Raw genomic sequence first — 14,449 nt, forward strand, 5'->3', positions numbered from 1 at the left:
GTAGCGGTGAGGGCTCGAGACCGTGTTCCTATGCTGTCAGGGTGCATCCGTCCTCCTCCCGTCCGCCGCGCGTGCTGTCGTGACGGGACCGGAGCAGCTGGCCGTCATCGCAGCAGGGCTCGGTGCCGGCATGCTGACCTCGACAGTCGGTGTCGCGTCGTTGATCAGTTTCCCGGCCCTGATCGCGCTCGGGATTCCGCCGGTGGTGGCCAACGCGTCGAACACGATCGGATTGCTCCCGGGAGCGCTGAGCGGCTCGTTCGGGTATCGCCGTGAGCTGCGCGAAATCTCCCGGCCGATCACGATCGCGGTCGTCCTGACGTGTGCGATCGGCGCGATCGGTGGTGCGGCGTTGCTGCTGGCGCTGCCGGCCGGAGTCTTCGCGGCGGCGGCGCCGTGGCTGATCCTGTTCACCTGCCTGATCGTCGGCGTCCAGCCCTGGATCTCACGCCGGTTGCGGGCCCGGAACGGGCAGTCCCACGAGACGATGACTCCGGCGACGACCTTCTTCACCGCCCTGACCGGCGTCTACGGCGGGTACTTCGGCGCCGGCGCGGGCGTGATGATGATGGCGGTGCTCGGTCTCGGCCTCGACCTGGAGCTCCGGATCGTCAACGCTCTCAAGACGCTGGCCCTGCTGGCCGCGAACCTGGTCGCGAGCGTGATCTTCCTCTTCATCGCAGACCTCGACCTGACCGCGGCCGCTCTGCTGGCGGTCGGTTCTGTCGTCGGCGGGTACGTCGGCTCGCACATCGGCCGCCGTCTCCCGAGCGGACTCCTCCGCGCCCTGATCGTGATCGCCGGCGTCGTCGCCGCCGTACTGATGCTTCGCTAGATGTGCTGCGTGATCGCGCCCACGGCGATCAGCAGGCAGATGCCGCCGTTCAGGTACTTGTGGGTGAAAAGGATCGCGACGAACTCACGGATGGTTGCCGTCGGCCAGTAGTACGCCGCGGTCGGGGAGCCGATCACCTGGCCGTTGACCTTGGCCTTCCGCGCGGTGAGCGTGGCCCGGAACGCGTGGAAGTTGTTCGTCACGATCAGGCACCGGTACGTCGGCCGCAGGTCGACCATCAGCTCCCGGCTGAAGGTCAGGTTCTCCATCGTGCTGGTCGACTTGTCCTCGCGCAGGATCCGGTCCGCCGGCACACCCCGCTCGATCAGGTACGACGCCATCGCGTGCGACTCGGGGATGTCCTCGTCCGGGCCTTGGCCGCCGGACGTGATCAGCAGCGGCGAGCGCCCTCTGCGGACGGCCCGGTCGTACACCTGCTTCGCCCGGTCCAGCCGGCCGGCCAGCAGCGGCGGGACCCGCGAGCCGCGCAGTCCGGAGCCGAGGACGATGACGAAGTCGACCTTCCGGGACGAGCGGACCCGGCTGTAGACGAAGGAGTAAGCCAGGAAGCAGACGAACAGGAACGAGATGTAGGTGAGCACGCCGATCAGCACCGACCGCACCGCCGCGAGCGGCTCCCAGCCGATCTTCTGCACCGCGACGCTGAAGACGACGAACCCGATGATCCCGAGCCCGGCGAGCAGCGACAGCAGGGTGGCCGGCCGCCGCCCCTCCCGGCGCAGCATCGTGATCCCGTTGATCACCAGGAACACCGCGAGTACGGCGATCGCCAGCGGGATCGCGACCAGGATCGCCACCACCAGCAGCCGGGCCGCGGTCGCGTTGACGGACTCGAGCGCGAAGATCACCCCGAGCCCGGCGAACATCAGCGTCAGAACCAGGAAGATCCCGTTCTTGAACAGCCGCCGATCCCGCCCGAAGCTGACCGCGAAGACGAGGAACCAGAAGCCGGCGACGGCGAACGAGATGAGCATCGGGCGCCATCCAAGCACGCGGATGGCGCCCGATGGGTCACGCCAGGCTGGTCAGTGACGAGATCGACGCCTTGTGCAGGTGGGTGATGACGTTCTTGGTCTTCGGGTCGGACCGGTACTGGTAGGAGCCCGACTCGAACACCAGGTACGCGCGGCCGCCGTACTCGGTGATGCCCTCGGACATGCTCGGCGCCCGGAAGCAGCTCAGCGTCGCCTTGTCCAGATCCGGCTGTCCGCGGCGGACGACGTACAGGTTGCTCAGCTTGTCCCGGCCGTACGACGTGCTGAAGATGAAGTGCGACTTGGTGACCAGCAGGCCCTGGGTCTTGGTCGGGATCTCCCACGCCCTGTTGATCGTGGTCAGCGTGCCGTCCGGCTTGATCTTGTACTCGTACATCTTGCCGCGGCCGGTGTCGTTGAACTTGCCCGACCACAGCGAGTCGCCGTAGCTGGTCAGGAACGACGCGCCGTAGACCTTGCGCTCGGAGCCGGTCGCCTTCACGTACGGCGTGCCGGACTTCTTCATCGCGGCGGCCAGGGTCGACAGCTTGTACTTGCGGATGCCGTTGGTGCTGCCCTGGACGAAGGCCCAGCCGTAGACGGTGGTGATGCCGCCGCCATGCGTCTCGGCGATCGCGACGTCGCCGACGACCTTGTTGGTGGCCGGGTCGATGCCGACGATGATCGAGTTCTTGCCCGGGTGATACATCGTCACCAGCAGCAGGTTCTTCGACCCGGACCAGTTCCACCAGGTGCCGATGCCCTGCGGGGTGTACGAGCCGAGTCGCGGCAGCGCGGCGCTGTTGCTGAACCGGCTGTCGTACTTCTTCGAGGCCGATGGCCCGTCGTAGAAGTGGCTGCCACCGGCGCTGGTGTCACAGCTGATGGCGCGCGTCGCCGTGACGGCGGTAGCGGTGGCGGCCGTGGCCGGCTGCGACGGGCCTTTGACGGCGACGGTGATCGCGGTGCCGGTGGCCAGGACACCCGCCAGGCCGAGGGCGATGAAGACCCGGCGGCGGGACAGTGTGGGGCGCAACTTAGTTCCTCTCCAATGGGTAAGACCGTCAATCTCCCACCATCGATGATGTGCGAGAGTCGTTGCGGGACCGGCGCGCGAGGAAGGTGCAGACCATGACAAATGTCACGAACTGGGCGGGCAATGTCAGTTTCGCGAGCGCGCTCGAGGCACCGCGCTCGGTCGAGGAGCTGCAGGAGCTGGTTGCGGCGAGCGAGAAGCTGCGAGTGCTGGGGACCGGGCATTCGTTCAACCGGATCGCGGACAGCACAGGGACGCTGGTCAGCGTTGCCGAGCTGCCGAAGGTCATCGAGGTCGGTGCGAGTGGAGTCACCGTCTCGGCCGGGTTGCGGTACGGCGAGATCACGGCGGCTCTGGAGGCCCAGGGGCTCGCATTGCACAACCTGGGGTCGTTGCCGCACATCTCGGTAGCCGGGGCGTGCGCGACCGGGACGCATGGGTCGGGGGACGGGAACGGACCCTTGGCGGACGCGGTCAACGCGATCACGTTCGTGGACGCGAGTGGTGAGCTGGTCACGCTGACCCGGGGCGACGCGGACTTCGCCGGTTCGATCGTCTCGCTCGGAGCCCTCGGCGTGACGGTGAGTCTCACGCTCGACGTGCAACCGTCGTACCAGGTCAGTCAGGTCGTGTACGACGGGTTGCCGGTGGAGCGGCTCGGGACGGACTTCGCCGCGGTGATGGGGAGTGCGTACAGCGTCAGCGCGTTCACCGACTGGGTCGACCCGGACGTGATGGTCTGGCGCAAGCAGCGCGGCCACGAGCCGATCGAGCCCACCTGGCTCGGGGCGAAGGTTGCCGACGGCCCCCGGCATCCGATCAAGGCGATGCCGGCCGACTACGCCACCCAGCAGGGCGGCATCCCCGGGCCATGGCACGAGCGCCTCCCGCACTTCCGGCTGGAGTTCACCCCGAGCAACGGCGACGAACTGCAGTCCGAGTACTTCGTCCCCCGCGAGCGGGCCGCCGAGGCGTTCGACGCATTGCGGGCCCTGGGCAACCAGTTCGCGCCGGTCATCCAGGTCTCCGAGATCCGGACGATCGCCGCCGACGACCTGTGGCTGAGCCCGAGTCAGGGCCGGGACACCGTCGCCCTGCACTTCACCTGGATCCAGGACGAGGCCGCCGTACGCCCGGTCCTCGCCGCGCTGGAGGAGGCGATCGCCCCGCTCGACGCCCGGCCGCACTGGGGCAAGGTCTTCGTCGCCGACGCCGCGACACTTCGGCAGCGCTACCCGAAGGTGCCCGACTTCATCGCCCTCGCCGCGAAGTACGACCCCGCCGGCAAGTTCCGCAACCCGTACCTGGACACCTACCTGCCTAGCTGAGATCCACCAGCGACAGCGGAAGGTCGTCGATCGGGTACGACGCGTACGGTGTGCGGAGCAGCGTCCCGCTGACGTGGCGGGCGCTGTTGCTGAGCACGACCCGGCCCTGATCGTTGACGATGGCAACGGTACGGCGGGTGGCCCGGAGGCACGGCAGCACGGCCTTCTCGAACGTGAACACCCGGACATCGGCGCCGGCCACGCCGACGAAGCGTTCCCCGGCCAGCACCGGCACGGTGAAGGTCAGCGTGTAGTCGTCGGTGCAGAGGTAGTCGACGTACGGCCCGGTGATGTGGCGGCGCCCGGTCGTGCGGGGTACGTCGTACCAGGGGAGGGATCCGTAGTCGTAGAAGTTCTCCCCGCGGGGATCGGTGTCGACCACCAGGCGCTCGGCCGACCCGTTGCTGAGCATGAACCACTCGAGCCACCACCGGGAGTCGGCCAGTACGTCGACGGCCGCGACGAAGCCGGCGCCCTGGACCCGGCCGTCCGGATCGGTCAGCGCGGGATGCACGAGGTCGGCGACACCGGTCAGGTCGCCGCGGCGCACACTGTCCCCGTCGGCGAACACCTCGCCGACCGAGCTCGCGACCCGATCCGCCAGCCCGAACGCTTCCCCGACCACGGACTCGACCACGTCGAGCACGACTTCGAGGCCCGCGTCGAGCGTCAAGGCGGCAGTGCCTTCATAAGAACTCATCAGTCCTCCAAGGCCAGTCTGAGGTCGATCAGGCGGGCGGTCGAGTCGGCCACCCGTTCCTCGGCGGCGGACCGGGCCGCGTCGCCGTCGGTGCGGTCGATCGCCGCGACCACGTCCCGGCAGCTCTGCACGGTGCGGCGGTGGCTCTCGTCGTCGCCGAACGCGAGCCAGAGCAACGTGCCCACCTCCGCCTGCAGGCTCACCTCGGCGCGGTAGAGCCGGGTGGACTGGGCGGTCGCGGCCACCTCGATGTGGAACTGGGCGTCGGCACGGCGGCGTCCGCCCAGACCCTTGGCGCTGTCCAGGCTGTCGCAGACCGCGACGAGCCGCTGGACGTCATCCGGCGTCGCGCGCTCGGCCGCGAGTCTGGCCGCCGTACCCGCGATCGCGCTGTAGTGGTCGCCGAGGTCGCGCAGTTGCGCGAGGCTCAGCTCCTCCAGCCGGTCCCGGACGATCGCGGTGGACATCTCGTCCTGCGCGCTGACGAAGCTGCCGCCACCACGACCGCGCCGGGTGTGGATCAGCCCGCGCAGCCGTAACGACGACAGGGCTTCGCGGATCGTCGTGGTGGACACACCGAAGATGCCGGCCAGGTCGGCCTCGCCGGGGAGTTGCTCGGAGTCCGGGATCAGGCCGAGGGCGATCGCGTCGGTCAGCCGCCGCGCCACCAGTTCCGACCGGCTGAGCGTCTCCAGCGGTGCGAACACCGCCGCCGCGCCACTGCCGTAGAACCGCAGCGCCATCCCGCCACCCTCCAAGCCACGGACACAGCCGCCGACACAACTCCGGCAACATTCTCACCGATCCCTTGAACTTTAACATCTGTTTTCATATGTTTACGGCCACAGTGTCCGTTTACGGCACAGCGTCCAGCCTCCACCCCGGGAGTCCCCTGATGCGAACAGTGCGAAATCTCATCGACGGAACCTCGCGGGACGCGCTCAACGGCGCTACCAGCGAGCTCGTCGATCCGGCCACCGGCAAGGTCTTCGGTACGGCGCCACTGTCCGGCGCGGACGATGTCGACGCGGCGTACCAGGCCGCGGCCGCCGCCGCACCAGGCTGGGGCGGTGCGACTCCCGCCGAACGGCAGCGTGCGTTGCTCCGGTTCGCCGACCTCGTCGAGGCCCGCGCCGACGATCTCGTCGCCGCCGAGTCGGAGAACACCGGCAAGCCGCTCGAGCTGACCCGCACCGAGGAGCTCGTGGTCATGGTCGACCAGATGCGCTTCTTCGCCGGCGCCGCCCGGTTGCTGGAGGGCAAGTCGGCCGGTGAGTACATGGCCGGCCACACGTCCTGGATCCGTCGCGAACCGATCGGCGTCGTCGGTCAGATCACGCCGTGGAACTACCCGATGATGATGGCGGTCTGGAAGTTCGGTCCGGCCCTTGCCGCCGGCAACACTCTGGTCCTCAAGCCGGCCGAAACCACGCCGGCGACCACGGCGATGCTCGCGGAGATCGCAGCCGAGGTGCTGCCGCCCGGTGTCTTCAACGTCGTCTGTGGTGACCGCGCGACCGGACAGGCCGTGGTCGCGCACCCGACGCCCGGCCTGGTCAGCATCACCGGCTCGACGCGGGCCGGCACCGAGGTCGCGAGTACGGCGGCTCTGGACCTGAAGCGCACGCACCTCGAGCTGGGCGGCAAGGCACCGGCGGTCGTCTTCGCCGACGCCGACCTCGCCGCGGCGGCCGAAGCGATCGGCGTCGCCGGCTACTTCAACGCCGGCCAGGACTGCACGGCGGCCTGCCGGGTGCTCGTCGACGCAGGAGTCCACGACGAGTTCGTCCAGACCCTGGTCGAGTGGGCCCGCTCGAATGCGCGGCCGGGGCTAGCCGACGACACCGATGCGCTCTTCGGCCCGCTGAACAGCAGCCAGCAGCTCGATCGGGTCCGCGGCTTCCTCGCCCGGATGCCCGAGCACGGTTCGATCGCGCTCGGCGGCCAACGACCGGGCGGGACGCTTGCCGACGGCTACTTCCTCGAAGCGACCGTCGTCACCGGTCTGCGGCAGGACGACGAGATGATCCAGGACGAGGTGTTCGGGCCGGTCATCACGGTGCAGTCGTTCGGCGACGAGGACGAGGCGCTGCGACTGGCGAACGGTGTGCAGTACGGCCTCGCGTCGAGCATCTTCACCGCCGACCACTCCCGGGCACTGCGGATGTCCAAGGCCCTGGACTTCGGGTGCGTCTGGATCAACACGCACATCCCGCTGGTGGCGGAGATGCCGCACGGCGGCTTCAAGCATTCCGGCCACGGCAAGGACCTGTCCCTGTACGGCGTCGAGGACTACACGCGGGTCAAACATGTGATGTCGGCGGTCGGATGAAAACTCTGGACGAGCAGGTCGGGACCGTGACGGCGGACGCCACGGCGGTCAGCCTGCGCGGGCTGCGGAAGACGTTCGGCGACATCACCGCGGTGGACGGCATCGACCTCGACCTGGCCGAGGGTGAGTTCTTCTCGATGCTCGGCCCGTCCGGTTCCGGCAAGACCACGGTGCTGCGGATGATCGCCGGCTTCGAGGTGCCCACGGCCGGCCGGATCCTGCTCGGCGGCGTCGACGTCACCGACCAGGCGCCGTACGCGCGGGATGTGAACACGGTCTTCCAGGACTATGCGCTGTTCCCGCACATGAGTGTGCTGCAGAACGTCGAGTACGGGCTGCGGGTGAAGGGAGTCGACCGGCGGAGTCGCCGTACGAGGGCTGTCGAGGCGTTGTCGACGGTCCGGCTGGAGGGGTACGGCGACCGCCGGCCGAGTCAGCTGTCGGGTGGGCAGCGGCAGCGGGTCGCATTGGCCCGGGCGCTGGTGAACCGGCCGAAGGTGCTGCTGCTTGACGAACCACTCGGAGCGCTCGACCTGAAGCTCCGGCGGGAGATGCAGCTCGAGCTGAAGGCGCTGCAGCGCGATGTCGGCATCACCTTCGTGTTCGTCACCCACGATCAGGAGGAGGCGCTGACGATGAGCGACCGGATCGCCGTGTTCAACGGCGGCCGGATCGAGCAGCTGGCCGTGCCGGCCGAGCTGTACGAGCACCCGGCGAGCGCGTTCGTGGCCGGCTTCGTCGGCACCTCGAACCTGCTCGAGGGCGAGATCGCGGCGACGATCCTGGGGACGTCCGGGCTGTTCACCGTCCGCCCCGAGAAGATCCAGTTGCAGCTCCGCGACGCCGTCGCCGAACCGGGGCTGTGTACGGCGACCGGAGTCGTCCGTGAGGTGGTGTACCTGGGCTCGGCGACCCAGTGCGTGGTCGACCTGGACGCCGGCGGCTCGCTCATCGTGCTGCAGCAGAACGCGCAGGGATCCGTGCAGGACAAGCTCGAACTTCGGGGTGCCCAGGTCCGGCTCACCTGGCACCGCGAACACACCGTCGCAATCGGCGGTCAGCCTTAGCAACCTCCGCCCCGAACCCACCTCCGCTCCCTTCTTTTTCCTTCCTTACAACTCCCGCCCCGAACCCAGGAGGTTTCGATGAAGAGACTCAGTGTGGCGGCGAGCCTGGCTGTGCTTGCACTCCTCGCAGCGTGCGGCACGTCCGGTGGCAGTTCGAGTGACAACGCCGCCGGCGGGAGCAGCGGGTTCAGCGCACCGGACCTGCCGAAGCTCGACAAGCTCGGGACCGGGGAGGGCAAGCTCAGCGTGCTGGCGTGGCCCGGGTACGCCGAGGACGGCTCGAACGACCCGAAGGTCGACTGGGTCACGCCGTTCGAGAAGCAGAGCGGCTGCCAGGTGACGGTGAAGACGTTCGGTACGTCGGACGAGGCCGTCAGCCTGATGAAGACCGGGCAGTACGACGTGGTGTCGGCCTCCGGCGACGCGTCACTGCGGCTGATCGCGGGCGGACAGGTGGAGCCCGTGAACACCGACCTGATCCCGAACTACGCCGACATCTACCCGTTCCTGAAGAACCGTCCGTGGAACTCGGTCAAGGGCCAGATGTACGGCGTACCGCACGGCTACGGCGCGAACCTGCTGATGTGGCGGACCGACAAGGTGAAGCCGGCCCCGACGTCGTGGAGCGTGGTGTTCGACGCCAACTCGCCGTACAAGGGCACGGTCACGGCGTACGACTCGCCGATCTACATCGCCGACGCGGCCATGTACCTGATGGCGACCAAGCCGGACCTGGGCATCAAGAACCCGTACGCCCTGGACGACAAGCAGTTCACCGCGGTGGTGGATCTGCTCAAGCAGCAGAAGACGCTGGTGTCGGAGTACTGGTCGGACTACCTGAAGGAGGTGCAGGCGTTCACCAGCGGCAACTCGGTGGTCGGCACCACCTGGCAGGTGATCGCCAACGTCGCGACCGGCGAGAAGGTGCCGGTGCAGGTGACCGTGCCGACCGAGGGCGTCACGGGATGGTCGGACACCTGGATGGTCAGCGCGACGTCGAAGAACAAGAACTGCGCGTACATGTGGATGAACCACATCATCAGCCCCGAGGCGAACGCGGCGGTGGCCGAGTACTTCGGTGAGTCGCCGGCCAACGCGAAGGCGTGTGCGAAGACGGCTGACAAGAACCACTGCACGACGTTCCACGCCGGCGACCAGGCCTACTCCGAGAAGATCTGGTACTGGACCACACCCATCGAGCAGTGCCTCGACGGTCGCACTGACGTCAAGTGCACCGACTACACCCGCTGGACCCAGGCCTGGACGCAGATTAAGGGATGAGCACACTCCACCGTCGTCCCCGAGCCCGGCTGGCGTTGCTGCTCGGCGCGCCGATGCTGTGGCTCGGGGTTGCGTATCTGGGGGCGCTGGCGGCATTGTTCATCACCGCGCTGTGGACGCAGAACGGGTTCACCGGGCTGATCGAGCGCAACTGGACGCTGGACAACTTCCGGACCCTGTTCACCGTCGACGTGTATCGGACGATCGCCCTGCGCACGATCGGGGTCGCCCTGCTGGTGACCGTGATCGACGCGCTGGTCGCGTTCCCGATCGCGCTCTACATGTCGAAGGTGGCCGGGCCGGGGTTGCGCCGGTTCCTGCTGGTGGCGGTGCTGATGCCGTTGTGGGCCAGTTATCTGGTCAAGGCGTACGCGTGGCGCGGGATGTTCTCCGAGGGCGGGCTGGTGTCGTCGGCCTTCGAGGCGGTCGGGCTGAAGTCGCCCGGCTACGGTCTCGCTGCGACCGTGGTGACGCTGGCGTATCTGTGGTTGCCGTACATGGTCCTGCCGATCTACGCCGGTCTCGAACGGCTGCCGGACTCACTGCTGGAGGCGTCCGCCGATCTGGGCGGCCGGACCACCCAGACACTGCGGCGGGTGATCCTGCCGATGATCGTCCCCGCGCTGGTGGCCGGCTCGATCTTCACCTTCAGTCTGTCGCTCGGTGACTACATCGCCGTCCGGATCGTCGGCGGCACCAACCAGTTGCTCGGCAACGTGGTGTACGACAACGTGGGTGCGGCCAACAACCTGCCGTTCGCGGCCGCGGTCGCCACCATTCCGGTCATCGTGATGGTCGGGTACCTGGCGGCGGTACGGCGTACCGGAGCGATGGAGAGCCTGTGATGACGATCTCCCGATCGACCCGGATCGTGCTGCGGGTCCTGACCGTGCTGATTCTCGGCTTCATCTATGTACCGCTGCTGCTGGTTCTGGTGAACTCGTTCAGTGTGAACAAGACGTTCGCCTGGCCGCCGCGGGACTTCACGCTGGAGTGGTGGCGCCGGGCGGCCGAGAGCCAGGGTGCGCTGGACGCGCTCTGGGTGAGCGTGCGGGTGGGACTGGCCGCGACCGTGATCGCGCTGGTGCTCGGCACGATGGTCGCGTTCGCACTGCAGCGGTTCGCCTTCTATGGGCGCGACACCGTGTCGCTCCTGGTGATCCTGCCGATCGCACTGCCGGGCATCGTCACCGGGATCGCGCTGAACAACGCGTTCCGGACGATCTTCGGCTGGGAGCTCGGGTTCTTCACGATCGTGATCGCGCACGCGACGTTCTGCATCGTGACCGTGTTCAACAACGTGATCGCCCGGTTGCGCCGTACCGGGGTCGCCTTGGAGCAGGCGTCGGCGGACCTGGGCGCGTCCGGGTTCACCACGTTCCGGCTGGTCACGTTCCCGATGATCCGGTCAGCGTTGCTGGCGGGGTCACTGCTCGCGTTCGCGCTGTCGTTCGACGAGATCATCGTGACCACGTTCACCGCCGGGGCGAACCAGCAGACGCTGCCGATCTGGATCTTCAACAACCTGTTCCGGCCGAACCAGGCACCGATCGTCAACGTGGTCGCGGCGACGCTGATCGTGTTCTCGGTGATCCCGGTCTGGCTGGCCCAACGACTGTCCGGCGACGCCGAATCTCTAGGAGCAGGACGATGACTGTCACGCAAGAACGCAAGCTGGTCACGGAGATTCCGGGGCCGCGGTCGGTCGAACTGCTGGGGAGGGTACGGCGCTCGGTCGCGCGCGGGGTCGGGATCACGCTGCCGGTGTTCGTCACCGAGGCCGGCGGCGGGATCCTGGTGGATGCCGATGGCAACCAGTTGATCGACCTCGGGTCCGGGATCGCGGTGGTGAACGTCGGCAACGCGGCGCCTGCCGTGGTTCAGGCGGTGCAGGAGCAGGTGGCCCGGTTCACGCACACCTGCTTCATGGTCACGCCGTACCAGGGGTATCTCGAGGTGTGCGAGGCGCTGAACCGGATCACGCCCGGCGACCACGAGAAGCGGTCGGTGCTGCTGAACTCCGGCGCCGAGGCAGTCGAGAACGCGGTGAAGATCGCGCGGGCGCACACCAAGCGGGACGCGGTGGTGGTGTTCGACCACGGGTACCACGGCCGGACCAACCTGACCATGGCGATGACGTCGAAGAACATGCCGTACAAGGACGGGTTCGGGCCGTTCGCACCGGAGGTCTATCGGGTGCCGACGTCGTACCCCTATCGGGACGGGCTGAGCGGGCCGGAGGCGGCGGCGCGGTCGGTGGCCTCGATCGAGAAGTACGTCGGGGCGTCGAACGTGGCGTGTGTGGTGATCGAACCGATCCACGGGGAGGGCGGGTTCGTCGTACCCGCAGAGGAGTTCCTGCCGGCGGTCGCGGAGTGGTGCCGGGACAACGGGGTGGTGTTCGTCGCGGACGAGATCCAGACCGGGTTCGGGCGGACGGGTGATCTGTTCGCGTGTACTCACGAGGGCGTCGTACCGGATCTGATCACGCTGGCGAAGGGGATCGCGGGCGGGCTGCCGCTGGCCGCGGTCACCGGCCGGGCCGAGATCATGGACGCGCCGCATGTGAGTGGGCTCGGCGGGACGTACGGCGGGAATCCGGTGGCGTGCGCGGCCGCGTTGGGCGCGATAGCGACCATCGAGACCGAGGATCTGCCGGCCCGGGCGCGCGACATCGGCGACATCATGCTGCCGGCGCTGCGCGAGCTGGCCGCGCGGCACCCGGTGATCGGCGACGTCCGGGGTCGCGGCGCGATGATCGCGATCGAGCTGGTCGACGGGTCGGGTGCGCCCGATGCGGCCGCGACCGCTGCGATCGCCAAGGCCTGCCATGCCGAAGGCATGGTCGTGCTGACCGCAGGGACCGACGGCAACGTACTGCGCTTCCTGCCACCGCTCGTGATGCCGCCGGACCTGCTGCGCGAAGCCCTGGGCCTGCTGGCGAAGGTGATCGACGCGCGCTAGGGGTTGCCTTCGAGCGTGGTGGTGATGGTCCAGAGCAGGTTGCGCAGGAGGCGGCGGTCCTCGGGGGTCAGGTCAGCCAGGGCGCGGCGGCCGGCGCGGTCGTAGACCTCCTGGACGGTGTGGGCGAGCTCGACGCCCCGGTCGGTGAGCTCGATGCCCACCTGCCGGGCGTCGGTGCTGCTCTTCACCCGGCGGACGAGGCCGGCGGCCTCCATCCGCTGGGTGGTCTTGGTCGCGGTCGGGACCTCGACGTCCAGCACCTTCGCCAGCTTCGCGACCGGGAGCGAGCCGTGGTGCAGGAGTTTGGCGAGCACGAGCTCCTGGCCGGTGTGCAGTCCGGTGCCGGCCAGCTCGGCGCCGACCGCCTTCCGGGCGGCACGGTCGGCGAACCGCAGTGCGATCAGCACATCCGTCACCGAGGCCGGCGCCCCTGGCGGCCACCCCTCAGCACCGCCGACCCCGTCCGAGCCGGCGCCTCCGTCCGAGCCGGCGCCTCCGTCCGAGCCGGCGGTCGCGGCCGGCTCGGTGGTCGGGTCGAGCTCGGTGCTCACGTGTGGCTCCGGGCGAGGAACGGGTTGCGGGCGTCGTAGTCGCCGGTGTACTCGGTCGGGATGGCCGGCTCGCCGCGGCTGAGCTGGCCGGCGTAGCGGGGGAGCTCGTCGCGGACCTTCAGGTGATGCGCCTGCGACTCGGCCGGCGTCGTACGCCCGACGATCTTGCCGCCCTCGACCAGCGGCTTGAGCAGGACGCGGTCGTCGCCGTCGTCGATCGGCTGCTCGCCGACGCCGATCAGCTCGACCTCCGCGACCCCGGTGGCCGAGCGTCGCCGGAGCGCCCACTTGCGGCCGCCGATCGAGATCTTGTCCGGGCTCTTCTTCGCCACCGGGATCAGCGCGCCGCTCGCGTCCTCCCGGGCCACCAGCTTGTAGACGAACCCGCAGGTCGGGTACCCGCTCCCGGTCACCAGCGACGTGCCCACGCCGTACCCGTCCACCGCCGCGGGGGCGAGCGCGGCGATCTGGTACTCGTCCAGGTCGCTGGTCACGATGATCCGGGTCTTCGTGGCGCCGAGCGCGTCCAGCTGCTCGCGGACCTGCCCGGCCAGCGACGGCAGGTCGCCGGAGTCGAGCCGGACCGCGCCGAGCTCGGGACCGGTGATCTCGATCGCGGTCCGGACCGCCTCGGCCACGTCGTACGTGTCCACGAGCAACGTGGTGCCCTTGCCGAGGGCATCGACCTGGGACGTGAACGCGTCCCGCTCGGTGTCGTGCAGCAGCGTGAACGAGTGCGCCGCCGTACCCGCGCTCGGAATGCCGTACCGGCGGGCCGCCTCCAGGTTGGAGGTGGTGGCGAAGCCCGCGATGTAGGCCGCCAGCGCCGCGGCGGCCGCGGCCTCCTCGTGGGTCCGGCGCGAACCCATCTCGATACACGGCCGGCCACCGGCCCACCAGGTCATCCGGGAGGCGGCCGAGGCGACCGCGGAGTCGTGGTTCAGAATGGACAGGAAGACGGTTTCCAGCAGCACCGCCTCGGCGAAACTCGACTCGACCACCAGCACTGGGGAGCCGGGGAAGAAGATCTCCCCGTCGGCGTATCCGGAGATGTCGCCGGTGAACCGGTAGTCCGCCAGCCAGTCGCGGGTAGCCTGGTCGACAACGCCGTGATCGGCCAGGAAAGCGATCGCCCGGTCGTCGAAACGGAACTGCTCGAGCACGTCGAGCAGCCGGTTCACGCCGGCCACCACGCCGTACCGGCGGCCGTCGGGCAGCCGGCGGGCGAACAGTTCGAAGACCGAGCGGCGCTGTGCCGTGCCGTCGGCCAGACTGGCCTGCAGCATGGTGAGCTCGTAGTGGTCCGTCAGGAGCGCGGTCGAGTGCGTCACAAAGGCAGCCTATTGCGAACCACGAACCG

Annotated in this window: 14 protein-coding genes; 8 read left to right on the top strand and 6 right to left on the bottom strand. The window is 68.8% G+C overall.

From position 1 onward, the window contains the following. Positions 1 to 79: 79 nt before the first annotated feature. Entirely contained in the window at positions 80 to 835 is a 756-nt protein-coding gene (locus tag OG555_RS22610; RefSeq protein ID WP_329474511.1) for a TSUP family transporter, read from the top strand. Here the strand turns inward: OG555_RS22610 and OG555_RS22615 are convergent. Together OG555_RS22615 and OG555_RS22620 are read right to left on the bottom strand one after the other, a co-directional pair. Further along, a complete protein-coding gene (locus tag OG555_RS22615; RefSeq protein WP_329474512.1) occupies positions 832 to 1,830 on the bottom strand; it encodes a YdcF family protein in 999 nt (332 codons plus the stop codon). The genes OG555_RS22610 and OG555_RS22615 overlap by 4 nt on opposite strands. A gap of 37 nt (positions 1,831 to 1,867) precedes the next feature. Continuing rightward, positions 1,868 to 2,866, bottom strand: coding sequence for a hypothetical protein (locus OG555_RS22620; RefSeq protein ID WP_329474513.1), 999 nt, complete (start codon positions 2,864 to 2,866; stop codon positions 1,868 to 1,870). Between the two features lie 95 nt (positions 2,867 to 2,961). Between OG555_RS22620 and OG555_RS22625 the strand changes: the two genes are divergently transcribed. Beyond that, positions 2,962 to 4,194, top strand: coding sequence for a D-arabinono-1,4-lactone oxidase (locus OG555_RS22625; RefSeq protein WP_329474514.1), 1,233 nt, complete (start codon positions 2,962 to 2,964; stop codon positions 4,192 to 4,194). On the opposite strand, the gene OG555_RS22630 is transcribed toward OG555_RS22625, so the two are convergent. Both OG555_RS22630 and OG555_RS22635 read right to left on the bottom strand, forming a co-directional pair. Continuing rightward, entirely contained in the window at positions 4,187 to 4,894 is a 708-nt protein-coding gene (locus OG555_RS22630) for a cache domain-containing protein (RefSeq protein ID WP_329474515.1), read from the bottom strand. The genes OG555_RS22625 and OG555_RS22630 overlap by 8 nt on opposite strands. Beyond that, the gene (locus OG555_RS22635) at positions 4,894 to 5,637 is read right to left on the bottom strand and encodes a FadR/GntR family transcriptional regulator (RefSeq protein ID WP_329474516.1); all 744 of its coding nucleotides are present in this window, start codon (positions 5,635 to 5,637) and stop codon (positions 4,894 to 4,896) included. Before OG555_RS22635 ends, OG555_RS22630 begins: the two co-directional genes overlap by 1 nt. A 152-nt stretch (positions 5,638 to 5,789) precedes the next feature. Here OG555_RS22635 and OG555_RS22640 point away from each other — a divergent pair, with 152 nt between their 5' ends. The 6 genes from OG555_RS22640 (at position 5,790) to gabT (ending at position 12,538) form a co-directional block, all read left to right on the top strand. After that, on the top strand, positions 5,790 to 7,226 hold the full coding sequence (locus OG555_RS22640) for a gamma-aminobutyraldehyde dehydrogenase (protein WP_329474517.1): 1,437 nt from the start codon (positions 5,790 to 5,792) through the stop codon (positions 7,224 to 7,226). Beyond that, positions 7,223 to 8,293 (top strand): ABC transporter ATP-binding protein, encoded by a 1,071-nt coding sequence (locus OG555_RS22645; RefSeq protein ID WP_329474518.1) that lies wholly within the window; start codon positions 7,223 to 7,225, stop codon positions 8,291 to 8,293. Before OG555_RS22640 ends, OG555_RS22645 begins: the two co-directional genes overlap by 4 nt. A 78-nt stretch (positions 8,294 to 8,371) precedes the next feature. Then, a complete protein-coding gene (locus OG555_RS22650; protein WP_329474519.1) occupies positions 8,372 to 9,574 on the top strand; it encodes an ABC transporter substrate-binding protein in 1,203 nt (400 codons plus the stop codon). Beyond that, the gene (locus OG555_RS22655) at positions 9,571 to 10,419 is read left to right on the top strand and encodes an ABC transporter permease (protein ID WP_329474520.1); all 849 of its coding nucleotides are present in this window, start codon (positions 9,571 to 9,573) and stop codon (positions 10,417 to 10,419) included. The genes OG555_RS22650 and OG555_RS22655 overlap by 4 nt, the downstream gene beginning before the upstream one ends. Then, entirely contained in the window at positions 10,419 to 11,228 is an 810-nt protein-coding gene (locus OG555_RS22660) for an ABC transporter permease (protein WP_329474521.1), read from the top strand. The genes OG555_RS22655 and OG555_RS22660 overlap by 1 nt, the downstream gene beginning before the upstream one ends. Beyond that, complete coding sequence (gabT, locus tag OG555_RS22665) at positions 11,225 to 12,538, top strand: 4-aminobutyrate--2-oxoglutarate transaminase (protein ID WP_329474522.1); 1,314 nt, start codon at positions 11,225 to 11,227, stop codon at positions 12,536 to 12,538. Before OG555_RS22660 ends, gabT begins: the two co-directional genes overlap by 4 nt. Here the strand turns inward: gabT and OG555_RS22670 are convergent. Continuing rightward, positions 12,535 to 13,089 (bottom strand): MarR family winged helix-turn-helix transcriptional regulator, encoded by a 555-nt coding sequence (locus OG555_RS22670; RefSeq protein WP_329474523.1) that lies wholly within the window; start codon positions 13,087 to 13,089, stop codon positions 12,535 to 12,537. The genes gabT and OG555_RS22670 overlap by 4 nt on opposite strands. Beyond that, positions 13,086 to 14,375, bottom strand: coding sequence for a nicotinate phosphoribosyltransferase (locus OG555_RS22675; RefSeq protein WP_329484856.1), 1,290 nt, complete (start codon positions 14,373 to 14,375; stop codon positions 13,086 to 13,088). Before OG555_RS22675 ends, OG555_RS22670 begins: the two co-directional genes overlap by 4 nt. Between the last annotated feature and the right edge of the window lie 74 nt (positions 14,376 to 14,449).

Origin of the sequence: Kribbella sp. NBC_01484 (assembly GCF_036227145.1) — a bacterium.
Lineage (GTDB): Bacteria > Actinomycetota > Actinomycetes > Propionibacteriales > Kribbellaceae > Kribbella.

Coding starts and splice junctions, on each gene's coding strand:
- OG555_RS22635 (WP_329474516.1), bottom strand. CDS start 5,637: ATGGCGCTGCGGTTCTACGGCAGTGGCGCGGCGGCGGTGTTCGCACCG.
- OG555_RS22645 (WP_329474518.1), top strand. CDS start 7,223: ATGAAAACTCTGGACGAGCAGGTCGGGACCGTGACGGCGGACGCCACG.
- OG555_RS22655 (WP_329474520.1), top strand. CDS start 9,571: ATGAGCACACTCCACCGTCGTCCCCGAGCCCGGCTGGCGTTGCTGCTC.
- OG555_RS22650 (WP_329474519.1), top strand. CDS start 8,372: ATGAAGAGACTCAGTGTGGCGGCGAGCCTGGCTGTGCTTGCACTCCTC.
- OG555_RS22625 (WP_329474514.1), top strand. CDS start 2,962: ATGACAAATGTCACGAACTGGGCGGGCAATGTCAGTTTCGCGAGCGCG.
- OG555_RS22675 (WP_329484856.1), bottom strand. CDS start 14,375: ATGCTGCAGGCCAGTCTGGCCGACGGCACGGCACAGCGCCGCTCGGTC.
- gabT (WP_329474522.1), top strand. CDS start 11,225: ATGACTGTCACGCAAGAACGCAAGCTGGTCACGGAGATTCCGGGGCCG.
- OG555_RS22615 (WP_329474512.1), bottom strand. CDS start 1,830: ATGCTCATCTCGTTCGCCGTCGCCGGCTTCTGGTTCCTCGTCTTCGCG.
- OG555_RS22660 (WP_329474521.1), top strand. CDS start 10,419: ATGACGATCTCCCGATCGACCCGGATCGTGCTGCGGGTCCTGACCGTG.
- OG555_RS22630 (WP_329474515.1), bottom strand. CDS start 4,894: ATGAGTTCTTATGAAGGCACTGCCGCCTTGACGCTCGACGCGGGCCTC.
- OG555_RS22640 (WP_329474517.1), top strand. CDS start 5,790: ATGCGAACAGTGCGAAATCTCATCGACGGAACCTCGCGGGACGCGCTC.